This window comes from Acinetobacter lwoffii (genome assembly GCF_022809915.1).
Lineage (GTDB): Bacteria > Pseudomonadota > Gammaproteobacteria > Pseudomonadales > Moraxellaceae > Acinetobacter > Acinetobacter lwoffii_M.
The window spans coordinates 1-19,474 of sequence record NZ_JALGQY010000033.1; the positions used below are offsets into that span (position 1 = coordinate 1).

The 19,474-nt window shown below is 42.0% G+C and carries 16 protein-coding genes and 1 tRNA gene; 6 read left to right on the forward strand and 11 right to left on the reverse strand.

What is annotated here, in order from left to right; all coding sequences use genetic code 11:
* Positions 1–149: 149 nt before the first annotated feature.
* The 3 genes from MTX11_RS13770 to MTX11_RS13780 all read left to right on the forward strand — a co-directional run bounded on the left by MTX11_RS13770 (position 150) and on the right by MTX11_RS13780 (position 3,392).
* Positions 150–1,082: an IS5 family transposase gene (locus tag MTX11_RS13770; protein WP_243475374.1), complete on the forward strand. Its 933-nt coding sequence runs from the start codon at positions 150–152 to the stop codon at positions 1,080–1,082.
* 215 nt (positions 1,083–1,297) lie between these two features.
* Positions 1,298–1,594, forward strand: coding sequence for a hypothetical protein (locus MTX11_RS13775; protein ID WP_243475375.1), 297 nt, complete (start codon positions 1,298–1,300; stop codon positions 1,592–1,594).
* A gap of 853 nt (positions 1,595–2,447) precedes the next feature.
* On the forward strand, positions 2,448–3,392 hold the full coding sequence (locus MTX11_RS13780) for a sensor domain-containing diguanylate cyclase (protein ID WP_243475376.1): 945 nt from the start codon (positions 2,448–2,450) through the stop codon (positions 3,390–3,392).
* Positions 3,393–4,081: 689 nt separating this feature from the next.
* Here MTX11_RS13780 and MTX11_RS13785 read toward each other — a convergent pair.
* From MTX11_RS13785 to efp, 8 genes are all read right to left on the reverse strand, one after another.
* The gene (locus tag MTX11_RS13785; protein WP_243475377.1) at positions 4,082–4,282 is read right to left on the reverse strand and encodes a hypothetical protein; all 201 of its coding nucleotides are present in this window, start codon (positions 4,280–4,282) and stop codon (positions 4,082–4,084) included.
* Between the two features lie 233 nt (positions 4,283–4,515).
* A tRNA-Val gene (locus MTX11_RS13790) sits at positions 4,516–4,592 on the reverse strand.
* Between the two features lie 47 nt (positions 4,593–4,639).
* Positions 4,640–6,634, reverse strand: a complete 1,995-nt coding sequence (locus MTX11_RS13795; protein ID WP_243475378.1) for a transglutaminase TgpA family protein — start codon at positions 6,632–6,634, stop codon at positions 4,640–4,642.
* A 13-nt stretch (positions 6,635–6,647) separates the two neighbouring features.
* Positions 6,648–7,553, reverse strand: coding sequence for a DUF58 domain-containing protein (locus tag MTX11_RS13800; RefSeq protein ID WP_243475379.1), 906 nt, complete (start codon positions 7,551–7,553; stop codon positions 6,648–6,650).
* Positions 7,554–7,565: 12 nt separating this feature from the next.
* Positions 7,566–8,528 carry an AAA family ATPase gene (locus MTX11_RS13805; protein ID WP_004646552.1) on the reverse strand — a complete coding sequence of 321 codons (963 nt, stop codon included), beginning with the start codon at positions 8,526–8,528 and terminating at the stop codon, positions 7,566–7,568.
* Positions 8,529–8,967: 439 nt separating this feature from the next.
* A complete protein-coding gene (locus MTX11_RS13810) occupies positions 8,968–9,273 on the reverse strand; it encodes a YbdD/YjiX family protein (protein WP_171054308.1) in 306 nt (101 codons plus the stop codon).
* 7 nt (positions 9,274–9,280) lie between these two features.
* A complete protein-coding gene (locus MTX11_RS13815; protein WP_005246788.1) occupies positions 9,281–11,380 on the reverse strand; it encodes a carbon starvation CstA family protein in 2,100 nt (699 codons plus the stop codon).
* A 171-nt stretch (positions 11,381–11,551) separates the two neighbouring features.
* Complete coding sequence (gene efp, locus MTX11_RS13820) at positions 11,552–12,121, reverse strand: elongation factor P (RefSeq protein WP_004279747.1); 570 nt, start codon at positions 12,119–12,121, stop codon at positions 11,552–11,554.
* A gap of 382 nt (positions 12,122–12,503) precedes the next feature.
* Here efp and epmB point away from each other — a divergent pair, with 382 nt between their 5' ends.
* Genes epmB through MTX11_RS13835 form a run of 3 tightly spaced genes read left to right on the forward strand, consistent with a single transcriptional unit; the run spans position 12,504 to position 17,428 of the window.
* Positions 12,504–13,526, forward strand: coding sequence for an EF-P beta-lysylation protein EpmB (epmB, locus tag MTX11_RS13825; RefSeq protein WP_005251335.1), 1,023 nt, complete (start codon positions 12,504–12,506; stop codon positions 13,524–13,526).
* Between the two features lie 9 nt (positions 13,527–13,535).
* Entirely contained in the window at positions 13,536–15,281 is a 1,746-nt protein-coding gene (locus tag MTX11_RS13830; protein WP_243475380.1) for a GTPase, read from the forward strand.
* Positions 15,263–17,428, forward strand: coding sequence for an EAL domain-containing protein (locus MTX11_RS13835; protein ID WP_243475381.1), 2,166 nt, complete (start codon positions 15,263–15,265; stop codon positions 17,426–17,428). The genes MTX11_RS13830 and MTX11_RS13835 overlap by 19 nt, the downstream gene beginning before the upstream one ends.
* A 99-nt stretch (positions 17,429–17,527) precedes the next feature.
* Here the strand turns inward: MTX11_RS13835 and rpmE are convergent, their stop codons facing one another.
* The 3 genes from rpmE to gloA all read right to left on the reverse strand — a co-directional run bounded on the left by rpmE (position 17,528) and on the right by gloA (position 19,474).
* A complete protein-coding gene (rpmE, locus tag MTX11_RS13840; protein WP_004279743.1) occupies positions 17,528–17,752 on the reverse strand; it encodes a 50S ribosomal protein L31 in 225 nt (74 codons plus the stop codon).
* A 195-nt stretch (positions 17,753–17,947) separates the two neighbouring features.
* Complete coding sequence (locus MTX11_RS13845) at positions 17,948–18,928, reverse strand: bile acid:sodium symporter family protein (RefSeq protein WP_243475382.1); 981 nt, start codon at positions 18,926–18,928, stop codon at positions 17,948–17,950.
* Between the two features lie 144 nt (positions 18,929–19,072).
* Positions 19,073–19,474: a lactoylglutathione lyase gene (gene gloA / locus MTX11_RS13850; RefSeq protein ID WP_004279741.1), complete on the reverse strand. Its 402-nt coding sequence runs from the start codon at positions 19,472–19,474 to the stop codon at positions 19,073–19,075.

Here is a 19,474-nt window from a genome sequence, read left to right on the forward strand (position 1 = left end):
TCCAGAAGCCTTTGAACAGAAATATTTCAAGAATTTAGAGGGATCGATTGTCCACGATACTGTCTAGGATCAATTATTGAGTTAAACAACCAATGGGCTTTGTTGCACAAACCTATCTGTAAAGGCTTTTTCAGCGATATAATTTTCAAATGAAGAAGCCTACACACAAAATCTACCGCACAACCAATTGGCCCGCATATAACCGAGCACTCATGAGTCGCGGAAATATTGCCATTTGGTTTGATCCTGCTACGCAATGGTATGCGCCATCAAAAGGCAAACAAGGGCGAAATCAAACCTACTCCGACGCAGCCATCCAATGCTGCTTAATGATTAAATCCTTATTCCGTCTGTCTTTACGTATGGTTACTGGCTTTGTGCAAAGTCTGATTAAACTTTGCGGATTAAATTGGATAGCTCCAGATTACACCACGCTTTGTAGAAGACAAAAGCATATTGATATTGTAATCAGCTACCAAAAAAGTAGCGATGGGCTGCATCTACTCATGGACTCTACAGGCATGAAGTTTCTAGGTGAGGGCGAATGGAAGCGCAAGAAACATGGACCTGAATATCGTCGCCAATGGCGTAAACTTCATATTGGTATAGATGCTAAAACCCTACAAATACGAGCAGTTCAGCTTACAACCAATAATGTCAGTGATTCACAGGTGCTTGGTGATTTACTTAATCAGATTCCACAAGATGAGCAGATTGACTCTGTTTATACCGATGGAGCTTATGACACCAAGCAATGCCGTCAGGTCATTGCAGATCGGCAAGGGCATGCGGTGATTCCACTTAGAAAAAATGCGAAACCATGGAAAGATACAAAGAGTAGCTCGCTAGAGCGAAATGAATTACTTCGAACAGTTAAACGTTTAGGCAGGACACTATGGAAAAAATGGTCAGGCTATCATCGGCGAAGTTTGGTAGAAACCAAGATGCATTGCATTAAATTATTGGGCGATAAACTGAGTGCAAGGAGCTTTCAAAGCCAAGTGAATGAGATCCATGCACGTGTAGCAGTCCTTAACAGATTTACGGAATTAGGTCGACCACTTACCCAAGTTACGCCTTAAATTTGGCTCAATTAGGGGCGCTTTGCATTTCAAATCTTTGTGCAACAAAGCCCAACCAATGTATATTTGTAGGTCAGGTAGTTAACTATATACGCTATGTTTATCGAGCGAGAACAAGATTTAGAAAGAATTAACAAAAGCCAATATATTCAGCGTTGTCTAAATTGATAAAATCGCCGTTTTCTACAGAAAATTTAAGATTGTTAAGGATTGAAGTGAATATTCAAAATGATTTACCAGAACTAAGTAATTACAGTGAGTTAAGCAGTAAAGAGCAATTAACTATCCATCAAATGCTTATTTCGTACGTACGCTCAGATCACCCCTATAATATTATCTTGACCCATAATGTTGAACCTTACGACTTAGTTAAACTTGTAAGTATTAGTTTTGAGAATAGAGATGCTGCTATCTGGGTTCATTTTGAAACTATTACAGCTGAGAGACTGACAATGCCTCTCGATTTTATTTCAAGAATAGAAGTATGTAATTACGAAGTTTTTTTAGACTAGAATCGAGTCCCCCTAGCGTGGGGATTTATGTTAAATAAGATCTAAGCCAAAATAGAAATACTCCTGGTAACATACATAAGAAGCCAGCAGCTTTTGCAGCCATATAATTCTTGACCTTTTTATGGGAAATATGTGGTCTAAAAATTATCCCTGTAAAACATCATATAAATCCTATAATTATTAGAAACGATGACATGATTTTAATCTCTTATTTTTCTAAGTTCATATTAAACAATCCGATATGTACGAGTTCTCTTTTATAAGATTCTCTATATAATTCAAAGTTAAATAACAATAAACTTTATATTTTTTCTTATATGTGAAGCTTATCCCAAAAAATTTAAAGGAAACTATATACCAGCTCTTATAAGATTGTCCCCCCCAATGCGTACAATGAAGATAAACTGTTGAATGATTTGGATAAATCACTAAATTAATATAAATATTATTATAATATAAAGGGTTAGACACTTTTCCTTTCGACTTTACAATTTCCTTTCGTTGTTAATAATTAAGATACATTTAAAATGCTTCTTTAGAACTATAATTTTGAAAATTTTTTGGTAGCTTCGATTCATTATGACTTTTTATATATTTCTAATACTTATGAATATCGCAGCTATAATGGCAGTGATTGCATTTTTTCATAAGTAATAAGAAAATTACATCTTGGTATTTCTAACCGCAGGCTAATTTTAAATTTCATTATAAAAATAAATTTCTTTAAGTATTATTTTTAGTATAAATTTCACACATTTCTATATAATACCTATTTTAGGCTCCCGTTTATAAGAATTACTCATATATTGGGTATTTCGCATATATATTCTTACTGTTGCAGTAGGTTCACTTCATGAATAATATTAACTTTAATAACTTTGAAGAAGCTGGCCAAGTCATTTTAAAATTCTTATCTCAACGCTTTGGCTTCAAATTGTGGATGATTACTCGTACAGAGGGTGACGACTGGATTGTATTATTGAGTGAAGATAATGGCTATAACGTTAAGCCCGGACAAGTATTTCATTGGGCAGACTCATTCTGCTCACACATGGTACAAAGTAATATGCCTCGTATTGCTCCCTATTCACCTGATATTCAAGTTTACGCAGATGCACCTATAAATCACCTAGTCTCAATTAAAGCCTATATCGGCCAACCTCTGTATAAAGAAGATGGCTCTCTTTTTGGCACTCTATGTGCAATTGATCCCGAACCTCAACCTAAAATTCTTGTTGAAGATGCTCCATTATTCGAGTTGATAGCAAAGGTACTCAGTTATACGATTCAAGCTGATATGAAAGCTGCTGAGTACATACGTAAAGCTGAGCGTTTTGAAATAGAAGCAATGTCCGACCCAATGACTGGACTTTTCAACCGTCGTGCTTGGGATGAGCTTATTATCAAAGAGGAAGAGCGCTGTAAGGGTTATGGTCACCCTACTGCTATTCTTATGATAGATCTTAATGATCTTAAGATCACAAATGATACTCTGGGTCATGCTGCAGGTGATGAGCTCATTCAAAGAATGGCTTTAGCTCTCAAAAACACGGTACGTAGTAATGATATTATCGCTCGCTTAGGGGGTGATGAGTTTGCTGTGATGACCATTGAAACTAACTTAGAGCATGCGAAGAAGCTTGCATCAAGAATTCAAAATACTTTTACAAAAGTTGGAATTAGTGCTGCAATTGGCTTTGCAATGCGTAATCCAACCTTTGGGTTAGCTGAAGCTATCAAAGAAGCAGATGCAAAGACGTATCAGAATAAAGTTATGGTCAAATCGAGTAGCCATTAATTAAACTACTTACCCGATGCAGTCTTTGTATCTGGTAAGGCCTTATCTACAATCTGAAGATGTACTATTGAAATAATTCAATATAACCGAAAACCCTAGAGATTTTTTGAAATAAAAACTATTATTTTTCATATCATTAAGAGCTTTAATCCGTTTTAATTCTGCACTTAGCCCTATCAAAATTGCGACTTTTCCAACAAAAATCCTGCAGTTTATTCCCAGGTTTTTGATCAAACGGTTAGGATCAACAATTTACTTTTATCATGAAGACTGATTATAAAAATAATAAAAGTCCATGCCAAAAAACCTTAAGTTCGCCAGCGAGCGCCGTAGTGACCAACGTAAAAAAGTCATACAAGCCGAAATGCTGCAGGCCCAAACATTTATACAGATCTATCTGCTCTTACCCTTCTTCTTTAAGGCATATCAGCATCAGCAACATCTTACGATGCGCAAACCCTAGAAGATGTCATCTAGCATGAAGCAAGCGCTGTGCGTGATAAAAAATTGACTGAACCTACACTGCGAATCTGCCTGTGGCTGATCAGCCTATTCCAGCCGAGTACAACGCAAGTGCAGTACTTCAATCAATTTATTAATTTGCGGCACTTTGAGCTGAAATATTTAAGCTAAATGTCATGAATAGACATATCTGCCAGTGCACCAAACTTTTCATCAAACGGCGCTAATTATTCTTTGACGTATTTGGATCCGCGAAGTTTACGGCCATGCTCATCATAGTATTTATGAAAAAGTGTTTTGAAGGGATAGTACTGTTTTATGCTCAAGTCTTCCGCCATCTGATTGACCTTCGCTTCAAGCATCTTTTGAGCTACCCCTTGCTCACATTCTTTTGCGGTTATCACGAGTTGCTGAAGAACGTTTTCCATTGATCATTAGTTCAATGTAGTAGGCCGAACCGCGCTTTCTGGGCTTGGGTAATTTCATGACGTAATTTCCAAAATTCTTGACGTAAACTTGACGTAAATTTAACGGCAATAACTGCATAAAATACGGGTTTTGCAGATAGTGCGGATAACGGCTCACTTTACTCAAGGCATTAAAAAAGGGCTTTAAGCTACTGTTTTCGCTTAAAACCCTTATAACATAACGTTTAGAATCTTGGTAGGTATAAGCAGACTCGAACTGCTGACCTCTACGATGTCAACGTAGCGCTCTAACCAACTGAGCTATACACCTAGAATGCTTGGCATATTATAAATTTTTCCGACCGAAAACAAGCCTTTTCATTTAGTTTTTAAAACGTCCGCGCAAGTTTTAAGCAAATCCTTGAATTTTTTCAATTCTTGTTCAGTTATTGGGGTTCCCGAATAAAGATTTTTTTCAAAAACCTGTATAGCTTGAATAAAGGCAGTCTGGTTTTCAATCTGAACCTGTTGAGATAAACGCTGCATCCAGTGATGAAAAGTTTCTGCAGGCTGTTTTTTGAGATGATCAGTTAGAGATTGATTCAGCTGTTGAATCGCACGATCAAATGGAGATTGCGCCTGTCGGGCTTTTAGATAAATTCTGAAGATATAGGCCAAAATCAATAGTGCAATACTGCCCAGTAAAATTATGACACTCGAATAAACTGAACCGAGTCCTAATTTTGATAACCAGCTCTGTTGTGATTCTGCATTATAACCCACCACCTTACTTTGCCATTGGTAGCTGGCATAATCGCTCCAAACACGTAGTTTGGTGATCCATAGATTATGCTGCGAGTTCCAGATCGACTGATTTGCCGATACCCATGCATCCTGAGAAAGCAGATTTTGCATACCATCATCTATACGCTGTGGAGTGATCATTGCGGTTGGATCAAAGCGTTGCCATTTCTGGTCAATCCAGACTTCTGTCCAGGCGTGCGCATCGAGCTGCCGGACTTCCCAGCTCATGCGATCTGGTGCCAACTCCCCCCCCTGATAGCCGGTGACCACCCGTGCAGGAATCCCGACATAACGCATCAACATCACGAAACTCGAGGCATAGTGTTCACAAAAGCCTTGCCGGGAATTAAACAGGAACTCATCAATCCGGTTTTGTCCTAATTGGCCCGGCTTTAAGGTATAAACAAAATTATTCTGCTGATACCAGTTCAAGACTTGCTGCACATAACGCTGAGGATCTTCCGCACTTTGCGCATATAGACGTTGTGCTAATTGTTGCGCTCTCGGGTCAAGTCGGCGCTGCACCTGAGTATTCGTTCTTTCGATATATTGCGTTGGCAAAGCCTGAGGGTCATATCCCGTTCCGATCCATTGTAACGAAATCGGTTCAACACGTTGCGTGAGCCGTCTCGGCACAATGCTCCAATCCTGACGGTTATAATAACGGCGTTCCACAGGTATCGATTTTTCCAACCCCATGATCCAGAACACCGAAGGATCCGCAGCCAGATATTGGTAGTTCCAGCCTGTAGGTACGGGTGAAGTATCCATCGGTTGTCGCATTAAAGGCTGCTGATTGACGAAACTGCTGGTCCAGCGTTGCCCATCATATTCATCTAGCACCAAGGCTCGCCAATAGAGTTCTGAGCGTGGCGGAAGCTTGCTGATATCACCAATAATCCGGAAAGCAAGGGCACTGGATTGGGATAATTCAGCAATATCCCCAGGTGACATACTATCGCCAATGCCGGTCACACCCTTATTTTCAGGAATGGGAATATGCCAAAGTGGTGGCAAGCGCGGAAAGAAAATAAACAGCAAGATAAAAAATGGAACAGCGTACAAGATAAACTTGCCCACATGTTTGGCATCCTGTTGCAATGCTGCGCGCTGAGTGATCTGCTCCTGCTCAAAATCGCTAGTCTGAATCCGGTACAAACCAATCAGACAGCTGATTAAACACAGCACGATCACAATCGCCATCCCAAAAGATTGGCTATATAGGAATGAGCTGGCAGCAACAAACAGGGCAAAATTAAACAGAATAATCAGGTCACGTTTATTTTTACTTTCCAGTGATTTAGCAAATAAAAAAGTAGATAAAACTGCTACCCCAGCCTCAACACCAATAAAACTATGATGGCTCAAATAAATACTGCCGAGTGCCAAAGCCGTCAGTAGAAAAGTGCCCGTTTTGGGAAATGGCTGCTGACGTTTCAGGAAAATCCAGATACATACAATACTAATCGCAAAAATAATACTGAGTAGAACTGGAATAAATGCCATCTGGGCGATGAGAATCAGGCCCAAAGTCAGCACAATCGAGGTACGGATTTTTGCATTGATCATGAATTTACCCGCCTTAGGCCTGCGCCAACAATTGTTTGGCTTTCCGCAGTTGTTCTTCACCTGCGCCCTGAGGCAATTCGGCCTGTGGCAAATGCAGACTATACGCACATTGCTGCTGCTCGCACTGCTCGACCAGACCCATCACAAATTCAAGTTTTTCTTCATGTGACTGACTCGGCATATGTGCATAATGAATCTCGATACTGTGTTCATCCTCATATTGCTCGAAGACTTTGACATACAGGCCTTGTCCACGCGCAAACTGCTTCCAGGACACCGCCTGCAAGGAATCACCTGACTGGTAATTGCGCAATTCACGGAACTCATCCATATCCGGTTCAAAACGGTTAAAGTGATATTTATTTTCTGTGCTAAAAACTCCAGCTTTAGGCGCGACCCAGGCCGAATGCTGATGATAAAGATAGGTCCAGGCTCGAACTAACCCGAAGGGATAAACCGAATAAATCTGAATCACCGGGTAATCAAACTTGCCACGTTGCTCTGCATAAAATGGCAGAATAAATTGCTGCTTTGCTGCATTCAGATAAACTTTCGCTAGCTGATTCCCTGCTTTGATATACAAATAACGGGGGCGAAGTTGCTGTTGTTGAAAATAAAGATGCAAATTCACGCTATAACCGACCTGCCCGACATCATCCGCGATCAACTCAATTTTCAGGTCATGCAATTGTTTGAAAGTCAGATAAAAACTGATACATAGCACCGCACTGATTAAAAAGCAGAAACCTAAAATCAGGTTATTGGCATAGTTTACCCCGGCTACAAAGGTGATGAAGATCAACACCAGATACAGATAGCCCTGCTGATAAATAAATACCAAGACATCTTTCTGCGAGAGCTGTTTCTGCTGTGAGAATTGAAAGCGCTTGGCCAGCCATTTTTGCCAGGTTTTATCCAAGAGAGGACTCCTTTAGCTGACCGCAACCTGTTGCATCACATTAAACGTTTCAGCTTCACTTAACCCCAGACGATGCGAAGTCACCGCGACAAATACAGCCTGCACATCATCTGGTGTGACAAAAGCACGTTGCTGAATCAAAGCATACGCTTGTGCTGCGCGCTTCAAGGCCAGAAGGCCACGCGTAGAAAGTCCATGACGGCTTTTACGGGTTTCTTCTGCCAGATCAAGCAAATATTCCTGAATCGCTTCACTGATAAATATCTGATGCGTCAGACTTTGCAGATCCAGAATTTCATCTTCGGTAAAAATATGCGCCAGACTTGCAATCAGGGCAAAACGGGATTCCTGCTGTAATAACAGTTTTTCTGCATGGCGTGATGGATACCCCAAAGATAAACGCATCAGGAAACGGTCTAGCTGGGATTCCGGCAAAGCGTAAGTACCACTTTGGAATAGCGGGTTTTGTGTCGCAATCACCCAGAAAGGTTTCGGTAAGGCATAGCGTACGCCATCAATGGTGGCATAGCCTTCTTCCATGGCTTCGAGTAAGGCACTTTGGGTTTTGGGACTACAACGGTTGATTTCATCTGCCAGTAAAATCTGAGTAAAAATCGGGCCTTGTTTAAACTCGAACTGATGTTCTTTCTGGTTAAACATGTTAATACCGATGACATCACTGGCCAGCATGTCATTGGTAAATTGAATCCGCTGGAACTTTAACCCAGCCAGATGTGCCAGACTGCTGGCTAATGTAGTTTTACCCAATCCGGGTAAATCTTCAAATAAGACATGTCCGCCTGCAATCAAACAACAGAGTGCCAGTGTGGTCTGGGCCTGCTTATCCAACACAATGGCATTAACTTCTTCAAAAAAACGCTGGATCTTGGGTGCATAACTTGCAATTTTTTGTTCAAGCACAGTATTGATGTGTGCAATGTCGTTATTTTCCTTTTGTTTCATGCCCCAGATCACAATAATTTCCTTAATAAAACATGGCCTAAGATTAACATACACTGAAATTTAAATTTTCCCAAAAGATCAATCATCTGTCTGTGTAACTGAATAAAAATACTGATTAGAAAATGGCGAGGATTTAAATAATAGAAGAGTCAAAATGATCAGGTTGAAAAGAAGTAAGAAGCGCAGAAAACAAATAAAATGATCGACACAAATAGAGATCATTTTTCTTTTCGCTCAAATCTCAAAATACCAATCTGAGCTCATCCATCTATTTGAAAAGAATCATACTTAAAAGGTATAGAGACTTAAGCGATTTCATGGATTTTTATAATAAAACTTTTCTACGCTAGCTCAATCAATGACCTCAGATTTAACGCGATCGTCTATTCCTCATATTAATTTTTAACGATAAAAAAAAGCGCCCCGAAAGGCGCTTGCTATGAATTAATGATTAACACGGACACTTCTTCATATCACCGCCCGCAGATGGATAACGGGAATCCACACAGTGACGATAAAATGTTTTCGGGTCCATGGCTTCCAGATCGGGATGATGCTTGCGCATATGCTCCACATAGGTCTGGTAATCAGGTACACCGACCATCAGACGGAAACTTTGCTGCAAACGTTGCCACAAGGTCGCAATCCGCGACCAGTTTTTCGGATTCAGTATTAAATCCTTTTGTGACATTACGGTCATCTTGATGATTTTATAAATCATCGTTTTCCCGCTTTTGGCAAACTTCAGATTCATAATATTCCCCTTAATGACCTTTCGCTGGCTGAATCTCTTCAGGATCGCGATAAATCGCTTCTGCTTCATGTACAGATGGCTCAGGATTTGCCAATGCACGACGGATAACGCGAATTGCAGCAAACAACATGACAAAGGCTACAATCATAAAAAAAGCACAGAGTGCAGCATTAATCTGGTTCGACATCGCTACCGTCTGCATTTCTGCCACAGTTTTCGCTGGCGCTAGGATTTCATTATTGGCAATCGCCGTGTTGAAACGATCTGCCTGCGCCAAGAAACCAATCTTTGGATTTTCGTGGAAAATCTTTTGCCAGCCTGCTGTCATGGAAGTGATGAACAGGAACACTGTCGGGATAATTGTCACCCACACATATTTCTGTTTTTTCATCTTGAACAGAATGACAGTACCAAGAATGAGCGCCATCGCAGCCAAAATCTGGTTACCAATACCAAACAGCGGCCATAAACTGTTAATCCCGCCGAGTGGATCGACTACGCCCTGATAGACGAAGAAGCCCCAGCCTGCCACTGCAACCGCAGTACCCAACAGGTTTCCGAAGAAATTATGTGATTGTTTTACTGCTGGAATCACAATACCGACAGTATCCTGCACCATGAAACGACAGGCACGAGTACCAGCATCAACAGCAGTCAGGATGAATAGTGCTTCAAACAAAATCGCAAAGTGATACCAGAACGCCATCATTTCACGACTGTTGAAAATTTCGGTGATGATATGCGCCATACCAATTGCAAAAGTTGGCGCACCACCAGTACGCGATAGAATCGAGTTCTCACCCACTTCCTGTGCCAGTAAAGTCAAGGCTTCAGGCGTTACCACAAAACCAAGGGTTCGCACTGCTTCTGCTGCGCTTTCTGCGGTAGTACCGAGCAAGGCTGCTGGTGAGTTAATCGCAAAATAAATTCCTGGATCCAGAATTGCAGCACAGATCAAAGCCATGATCGCTACAAAAGATTCCATCAACATACCGCCATAACCGATCATACGGATATCGCGTTCGTTGTTGACCAGTTTCGGTGTCGTCCCTGAAGAAACCAAGGCATGGAAACCGGAAATCGCACCACACGCAATAGTAATGAACAGGAATGGGAACATAGAACCTGCGAATACAGGACCAGTCCCATCAATGAATTTGGTAATCGCTGGCAGTTTCATTTCAGGCATGGCAAACAGGATACCCACGGCCAAACCTGCAATCACGCCAATTTTCAGGAAGGTCGACAGATAATCACGTGGAGCAAGCAATAGCCAGACTGGCAGTACCGATGCAATGAAACCATAAATGATCAGTGCCCAAGTGAGTTCAGTGCCAGAAAGCGTAAAGAACGGACCCCAATATGGATGTTGTGCGATGTTTTCACCGTAGATAATGCCCAGCATCATCAAGACAAAACCAATAATCGAGACTTCAGCAATTTTACCCGGGCGGATAAAACGCATGTAGATGCCCATAAAGATCGCAATCGGAATGGTGGCTGCAATACTGAATACACCCCATGGACTGTTAGTCAGTGCTTTAACAACGACTAGCGCCAATACTGCCAGAATGATGATCATCACGCCCAAGGCACCGAGCATCACGATAATACCGGCAAAGGTTCCGAGTTCCTGCTTGGCCATCTCACCGAGTGATCGACCGTCACGACGGGTGGAAATAAACAGTACCAGAAAATCCTGGACTGCACCGGCAAGCACCACACCGACTAACAGCCAGATCGTACCGGGTAAATAGCCCATTTGTGCTGCCAAGATCGGACCGACTAAAGGACCTGCACCGGCAATCGCTGCAAAGTGATGGCCAAACAGAACGCTTTTGTTGGTCGGCACATAGTCCAGACCATCGGCCAGACGATGCGCAGGCGTTAAACGGCGTTCATTCAGCTCAAATACTTTGGTGGCGATAAACAAACTGTAGAAACGGTAAGCAATGCTATAGACACAGGCGGCGGCAAGTACCAGCCAGACTGCATTGACATGCTCACCCCGACTCAGTGCTAGAACTCCAAAAGAGACTGCACCCACAATGGCTACCAAAAGCCAAATCATTTTCGAAGTCAGCGTCGACTTCTTTTGTAAAGTTTCCATTCAATCCCTCATATTGTGATGCATACAAATCAGCGTGATTGTTGTTGTTCGAGGTACTGCTGTTTTCCCTTGCGACTTTACGCCTGTTCTTTTGCTTTTCCTCTAAGACTTTGGCATAAAAAAAGGGATGATTTAAATCATCCCTCTCGATAATAGTCTATTTTCAAACCATTATGCACGTTCTAAATAGTCACCAGTACGGGTATCTACACGAACGCTTTCTTCTTGCTGTACGAATAATGGAACACGTACTACAGCACCTGTTTCAAGTTTCGCTGGCTTACCGCCACCGCCAGAAGTATCACCACGAACACCTGGATCAGTTTCAACGATTTTAAGTACGACGAAGTTCGGTGGAGTCACGTTTAAAGGCACGCCATTGAACAACATGATGGTACATTTTTCATTTGAATCGTCTTTTAACCATTTTGCAGCATCGCTCATTGCTGTTTTATCAGCTGCGATCTGTTCAAAGGTAACAGGATCCATGAAGTTCCACATTTCGCCATCGTTGTACAAGTATTCCATTTCTACTTCAACGATATCAGCCGCTTCTAGGTTCTCGCCTGATTTGAAAGTTTTTTCCAGAACTTTACCTGATTTAAGGTTACGTAATTTTACGCGGTTAAAAGCTTGGCCTTTACCTGGTTTTACGTATTCGTTTTCCATGATTGAACATGGGTTGCCATCAAGCATAACCTTAAGGCCTGACTTGAAATCATTCGTAGAATAATAGGCCATGACTGGCGCACTCCAAACTTACTAACTTTAATCTATTGATGCTATGGGCTGTTGCGATGTCATTTAGCAAGTCTGACACGAACATTGAGTTGCCACATGCACATTCATTTGATGTTGCGTATTCTAAATGAGCAATACACTTTGCCGCAATGAAAAAATCCGCTTTCACCCACTCAGGCTGTTTAAGTTACAATCAGACATGAAAATCCTTTGTTTATTCATGTCTTGCTCAACGTTAAAATACCATCAGGCGAGCACGAAGATCAGCATAGCTTAATCACTCTTTATTTTATAGCGCAGTGGATTATTGCGCTTCGGCACAAACTGTTAAACTGTGCCCATCAGGCTTTGTCCTCTCACTTATTATTGTTAATCTTCCGGCATGACGAACTATTTATATCAAGAACAAAACTGGCAATCACAGCTCAGCGACCTGATCACTGATCCACGCGAACTGCTTGAAGTGCTGCAACTCGCACCTGAACAGCTTCTCTCAGGCGCCATTTTAGCTTCTGAACAGTTTAAACTGCGCGTACCACGTGCTTTTGTGGGCAAAATGCAGACCGGAAACCCTTTAGACCCATTGCTTTTACAAGTGCTGCCCCATCATCTGGAACTGGAAGAACATCCAGGATTTGTTACCGACCCCTTGGGCGAAGAACAGGCCAATCAGCAACCCGGCGTACTGCACAAATATAAATCCCGTTTCTTGCTGACACTGACTGGTGCCTGTGCTGTACATTGCCGTTATTGTTTCCGCCGGCATTTCCCCTATCAGGAAAATCTACCTAAAAATGAAGACTGGATAAATATCAAGCAATATCTGGAAAGCCAGCCTGATATTAATGAAGTGATTCTGAGTGGCGGTGATCCACTAACCTTATCGAACCGGAAATTAAAAACCTGGATTGAACGATTAGAATCAGTACCACATCTCAAATTCTTAAGAATACATTCACGAGTTCCTATTGTGATCCCCAACCGAGTCGACGAAGAGCTACTTAGCATGTTAAAAAACAGTAGGCTACGTATTATTCTGGTGGTACACTCAAACCATGCATCGGAGCTGGATGACTTCACTTGCAAGCGTTTAAACCAACTGGTTCAACAGCAGATCACCGTTCTGAATCAGGCGGTTTTATTAAACGGGGTGAATGATTCTGCTCAGGTTTTAGTAGATTTAAGCTATCGCTTGTTTGATGCCGGGGTCATGCCTTATTATTTACATGTACTTGATAAAGTAAAAGGTGCGCATCATTTTGATTTAGCGCCTGACCATATTAATGAGATTTATACAGAAGTTTTAGCGAACCTACCGGGGTATTTGGTTCCTAAACTGGTTCGAGAAATAGCGGGCGAGAAGAATAAGACACCGCTTTTTGGGGTTTCAACATTTTTGAGTTAAATAATAAAGATGAGCACGCATACTTTAGACATTTTTCAGACACCGACGGAACTTAAACGAGAGCAGTTGAGCTTTTGCCCAACCACTGCCAAGGCTTTGCAGGAATGGGTTGCGGGGATTTCGATTCTACAGCTGGGGAATTCATCCAAATCCCTGTTTAATGCCTTATTGGAAGTTTCTGAGCTGAAATGTACAGAAACCCTGCGCTTTGACCTGATTCAGGTCTTGCATCCTACCCTTGAAAATGTCCTGACCAGTCTGGAAAAGCATTTCGTCAATCAGGGCCTGATCACTTCCGATAGAAATGACCAGATCATTGAACTGGCCATGCTGCTGCGCAGTCATTTTGCCAAAATTTATATCGATATCGTCAAACGCTGCAATCATCAGCTGACCCATCAGAAGTTTTCGCTATTTTCTCTAGGCAAAAAGAAGAGTATTCAAACTGCCCGGATGGTGTCGATTTATTATGCCCTGCAACAACTCAGCCTTCTGTTATATCAACAGCATATGTTGTATAGCACGCCAGGTCTGGGGCAATGGCTAGCTGCCCATCAATTGCTGGAATGTGCAATAGACAACAATTTCTATCAAAGTAATATCAATCAGGTATTAGGTACTCAGCATGAAATCCAGAATATTGCGCATGCTTACGCACAGCTAATTTTACTGGATATCTTCAATACTCATCAGATCCGGCCTGCAGAAATTCAGGGCCTGTATCTATGCAGTTTTGACTGGGCCAAACTGGTACAGATCCTGCCGAAGGAAACCACGCTGTCCCGTTATGTGGTCGATGCCAGCAAAGATCATCCGCCGATTTTTAATACCCACCAAGAGCCACAGTTTCAGCCGAGCTTCTATATTTCCACCCAGAATCTGATGGATCATTTAACGGGCACTCAAAGTAAAAATGCCCAGTATCTGTCGCGGAATGAAAAACTGTTCCTGACCCCTGCACTGCATTTTCATATCTACAATCTGCTCTCGAACAATGTCGAGCGTCGTCATGAACGTTATGAATATTCAGCACAGATCAATATCTGCTTTGGCTTAAGCGTGGCGCATTTTTACCTGTCTAAAGGTAAAAACTTCAACGAAACCCTGGAACTCGAGGCCAATTATAATTTCCAGAGCGAAAGCAGTTTTGTCAGCTCGATGGAAAACGCCATTCCAAGTAGTTTTAGCAGCATCAAGGCGCTCGATCGAGAAACCAAACAGATCCATAGCGCTGAAGTTCTGGATATCAGTGTCAATGGTTACCGGATTAAATGGACTGGTATTACCCCGGCTAACCTGAAAACCGGTGAATTCATTCTGGTTCAGGAAAAAACCCAGAGTCAGTGGCGTGGCGGTGTGATTCGCTGGATCAAGCAGTCAACGGATAAGGGCCTAGAAATCGGGCTGGAAATTCTGGCACAAGAACTCTTTCCTTGCGCGGCCTATGCACGTACTGAACGCCATCATGTCAATTATCAACCCGCACTCTTGGTGAAAATGACGCAACTTGATCAGGTTTCGACCAGTCTCATCGTGTCTGGCTCCCAGATGTTTAGGGAAAAACAAACGATTCATTTACGTCTCGGTCAGGAAGAACTCAAAATCTATCTAACCAAAGCACAACTGATTACGCAGAGTTTCATCCGTTTTGATTATGAATTATTGAATGATCAGGAAGAAGAGATGATCGAAAACTTTATCGATCAGCATATGAATGAAAGCAGAAATCATGATTTATGGGAAGCATTGAAGTGAGAAATCCATTATTGTCTAAAAAGTTAAAACGTACTGAAACACGTTTACTGATTATTGATGATAATCAAATTAGATATAACCAAATCCGTGATCTGCTGACCAGTAATGATTATCAGGTGGATGCTGTTCTGCTAGATGATCTGCAATCTTTTGAAAAACAATTAAATTTCAACTGGGATCTGATTATTTTTGGACGTGCCTACGACCTGAAATATGAACAGGCCTTAAGTTTGGTGCGCCTTTCGCAGCAGCCTAATCTGCCAATGATTTTGCTTAAACCGGATGATTACCAGGCTGAACAATATGCGCAATATATCCGTAAAGGGGTATATGACATTCTCAATTTTGACTACCTGGAACGGTTTTATGTGGGACTGGTTCGAGCATTGTCATTTAGCCGTTTGTCACAGTCTCAGCAACATTTAATGACTGAGCTGGAAACAGCACAAATTCAGGCACAATCTTTGGTAGACGACAGCAACCGTGCTGTTGCCACCATTCAGGAAGGGATTCACATTCAGGTCAATGCGGACTACCTGAAATTGTTTGGCTTGCAAAATGAAGATGAGATCATTGGTCTACCTTTACTAGATCTGCTCCAGCCTTCAGATTTGAATGATTTTAAAACCCGTTTCAAAAAGATCTCTCAGGGTCAATTTGATTTAGGTCGAGTCGAGATTCAGTCTCTGAATCCGCATGTGTCCGCATCTAACCCATTAAAACTGGAATTCTTGCCTTCAACTGCTGAAGAAGATGCAGTACAAATTAGCATTGATACTCAATCTCAAACAGTTTTTTCCGAGAAAACTCCTGGAAAACCAAGTGTTTTTCAGTCACTTAAACGTGAACTGAACAAGCACTCTGCACCGGTGAATGCCTTAGTCACTTTCTCTTTAAGTGCATATGATCCGGAAGTTCTACAGTCTGACTGGACCACTTTTAATGGGTACTTTGATGCAGTCAAAGAATTCCTCAAGGAACAGACCCATATTCCCCTGTTTAAACTGGAATATGATGTCGTTGTCGGTCTGTTCCAGGCAGACTCTAAAGCAATTCTTGAATCCAAACTGATCAGTTTAAATGCCTTAAGCAAACCGCAACTCATTACAGTGGGACAAAAGTCATTCCCTCTAAATTTGCGCTTAGGCTATGTCACGCTTGAACAGGGTTTACAGGATGAAATGCACTGCAATACGCTGATTGGACAAGCATTCTCGACATCTTTACCTCAAGCAGAAGCTGTACCTGAATTTAAACTCGACATTCCAGCCTCACTGAGCAGTCCAAGCTCTTTAGATATGCCGAGTATAGACTTCAGTGTTGCTGAAACACCAGTTACCAGCTCAACAGTTGCAGCTGTCAGTCCAGCAGTCACCTCTATTCCTAACGCTACACCTTCTATTTTGAAAGCCTTAAGTGAATGTCTAGAACGTGGCGAGATCCATTTAAAGTATCAGCAACTCTATGATAAAGAAGATACGCGTTTATATACCTATGAAGTGACCAGTGGCTTTATTTTTGAGAATAAATGGCAAGATATCTCTAGCCTTTTAGAACTTCATGAAGATGATGAACTGTCCATTAAACTGGATCGCTGGATTCTGGTTGAGGCCAGTAAACAGCTACACAACTTTATTACCCAGTATCCTGATGCAAGCTTAATTGTCAATTTGAACCGTGCCGTGCTATTTAAAGACCGCACCTTCCCGGAATTTATTTCCAAGCTGATTACGATTATTCGCAGCAAAGTGAAGCACCCGCTAATCTTGCAATTCTCAGAAGAAGATATTTTACTGAATCAGCAAGATGCACAAAAATATCTACGAGTGCTGTATGAACATGGTGCGCTGATTGCACTTCGTGATTTTGGTCAATCAATGTACAGTCCAAATTTACTGCGCGAACTGGAACTGGATGGTGTTAGCTTACATTCGAGCTTAACCAATATGCTTAATAAAGACACCGAGATTGAGCAGTTACAGGAAAAAATCACCAGTTACAACGAAATTAAGCCACTCAATATCCTGATTCGTGAATTAAATGATATGACACTTTTCGCGAATGCCTGGAACGTGGATGCCCGCTTTATTCAGGGGAATTATTTCCAGAAAAAACTCGATCATTTGATTGATGTACAAGATCACTAAGATCTTGTACAAGCCTGCGCATTTAGGAAATCGAATGATAATTTTTTAAATTGCAGGCACAAAAAAACGGGCTTAAAGCCCGTTTTTTCATTTTGGGTATTAACGTTTAACAGAACGTGACATACCAGCAAAACGTTGTTTGAACTTGTCGATACGACCGCCAGTGTCAACGTTCTTTTGCTTACCAGTGTAGAATGGGTGGCAAGCTGAACATACGTCTAGATAAAGAGTTTCTTTACCAAGAGCTGAACGAGTTTCGATTACGTTACCACATGAACAAGTAGCAACTAAAGTTTCATATTTTGGGTGAATATCGGCGCGCATCGTCGATTACTCCATTAGATTCAAGAAGGTTTAGCTGTCATCGCTATTGATCACTCTCAAATGAGGAAGCAGGAACATCGTTCATGCAGATCAACACCACAACAGACCATTCTTTTGGCCCACCGAGACGGATACCGTCAGAGCTAAGCACAACAAGTGGGCGTCATTATACGTGAAACGAATTCAATATGCGAATTATTCTTCAGCTTCTGATCCAGCCTCTTTGGCCCACAGATTGGCAATAATCCCGCAGACCATCAACTGAATCTGATGGAAAATCATGATCGGCAGGACAATCATGCCCAGCGGCTGGCCAATAAATAAAATTTGCGCCATCGGTACTCCACTGGCCAGGGTTTTTTTAGAACCACAAAAGAATGCCGTTTTCTGGTCAGCGCGGCTGAAGCCCAGCCAGCGTGGAATATAAAGTGATAATAACATCACAATGGTGAGTAACACCGAGCAAGCCAGCAATAGCAGCAACAAGGTACTCAGGCTCACTTCATTCCACAGACCAGCCACTACGGCGCTACTAAAAGCGCCATACACCACCAGTAAAATCGAGCCTTGATCGAAGACCTTGACGATTTTTGGCATTTTCATCATTTGTGGATAGATCCATGGACGCAGAATCTGTCCTAAAATAAACGGCACCAAGAGCAGCAGTGTAATCTGGATAATCGATGAAGTCGGATCAAAACCATGATCAGATTGACCGAGAATAAAAAATGCCACCAATAATGGGGTAATAAACATACCGATCAAATTGGAAAAAGAGGCGCTACATACCGCCCCGGCGACATTGCCATGAGCCACCGAAGTAAATGCGATCGAGGACTGCACAGTGGATGGCAGGAAACACATAAACAGGAAACCCCAATATAGTTCCTGTCCGAGCATCGGTAATAAAATCGGCTTGGCCAAAAGCCCGAGAATTGGAAACAAAGCAAAAGTTAGCGCAAAAACCACAGTATGCAATTTCCAGTGCATAATGCCTTGCACTACGGCTTCACGAGACAGTTTGGCGCCGTGCAGGAAAAACAGGATGGCAATCGCTCCTGTCGTCACCCAGCCAAAGATTTCAGCCGCTTGCCCCGAAACTGGCAGCACACTGGCCAGCAAAACCATCACAAACAACAGTATCGTAAACCGATCCAATGCCAAGAACTTAAGCATATCCCTATAATCCCTCAGATTTTATTATTTGATATAAAAATGCCCGGCTATCTTAACAGATGCCGGGCCCATGCTACGCATTCAGCTTGATGTAATATTTTCATCTATACATGAATGCATTTCATATATCTCGCCACATCACACTTAGTTATTACGTGCATTGTTGTCTTGCTGAATCAGCTCGATCTTGTAGCCATCTGGATCTTCAACAAATGCAATTACAGTCACGCCACCTTTCATTGGGCCAGCTTCACGCACCACATTACCGCCACGCGCTTTAATCTCTTCACACGCCTTATAAGCATCATCGACTGCAATTGCGATATGACCATAAGCATTACCCAGTTCATAGCTGTCTGTATCCCAGTTATGCGTCAATTCCAGTACGGTGTGATTTTCTTCATCGCCATAACCGACAAAAGCCAAGGTAAAACGGCCTTCTTCGTAATCACGCTTACGAAGCAAAGTCATGCCAAGTACTTCAGTATAGAACTTAAGAGATTGTTCTAAATTGCCTACACGTAACATGGTATGCAGCATGCGCAT

What these genes read in the sequence shown, in the direction of transcription:
- MTX11_RS13770 (WP_243475374.1), top strand. Translation starts at nt 150, where the DNA reads ATGAAGAAGCCTACACACAAAATCTACCGCACAACCAATTGGCCCGCA.
- MTX11_RS13780 (WP_243475376.1), top strand. Translation starts at nt 2,448, where the DNA reads ATGAATAATATTAACTTTAATAACTTTGAAGAAGCTGGCCAAGTCATT.
- MTX11_RS13785 (WP_243475377.1), bottom strand. Translation starts at nt 4,282, where the DNA reads ATGGAAAACGTTCTTCAGCAACTCGTGATAACCGCAAAAGAATGTGAG.
- MTX11_RS13795 (WP_243475378.1), bottom strand. Translation starts at nt 6,634, where the DNA reads ATGATCAATGCAAAAATCCGTACCTCGATTGTGCTGACTTTGGGCCTG.
- MTX11_RS13815 (WP_005246788.1), bottom strand. Translation starts at nt 11,380, where the DNA reads ATGGAAACTTTACAAAAGAAGTCGACGCTGACTTCGAAAATGATTTGG.
- efp (WP_004279747.1), bottom strand. Translation starts at nt 12,121, where the DNA reads ATGGCCTATTATTCTACGAATGATTTCAAGTCAGGCCTTAAGGTTATG.
- epmB (WP_005251335.1), top strand. Translation starts at nt 12,504, where the DNA reads ATGACGAACTATTTATATCAAGAACAAAACTGGCAATCACAGCTCAGC.
- MTX11_RS13830 (WP_243475380.1), top strand. Translation starts at nt 13,536, where the DNA reads ATGAGCACGCATACTTTAGACATTTTTCAGACACCGACGGAACTTAAA.
- MTX11_RS13835 (WP_243475381.1), top strand. Translation starts at nt 15,263, where the DNA reads ATGGGAAGCATTGAAGTGAGAAATCCATTATTGTCTAAAAAGTTAAAA.
- rpmE (WP_004279743.1), bottom strand. Translation starts at nt 17,752, where the DNA reads ATGCGCGCCGATATTCACCCAAAATATGAAACTTTAGTTGCTACTTGT.
- MTX11_RS13845 (WP_243475382.1), bottom strand. Translation starts at nt 18,928, where the DNA reads ATGCTTAAGTTCTTGGCATTGGATCGGTTTACGATACTGTTGTTTGTG.
- gloA (WP_004279741.1), bottom strand. Translation starts at nt 19,474, where the DNA reads ATGCGCATGCTGCATACCATGTTACGTGTAGGCAATTTAGAACAATCT.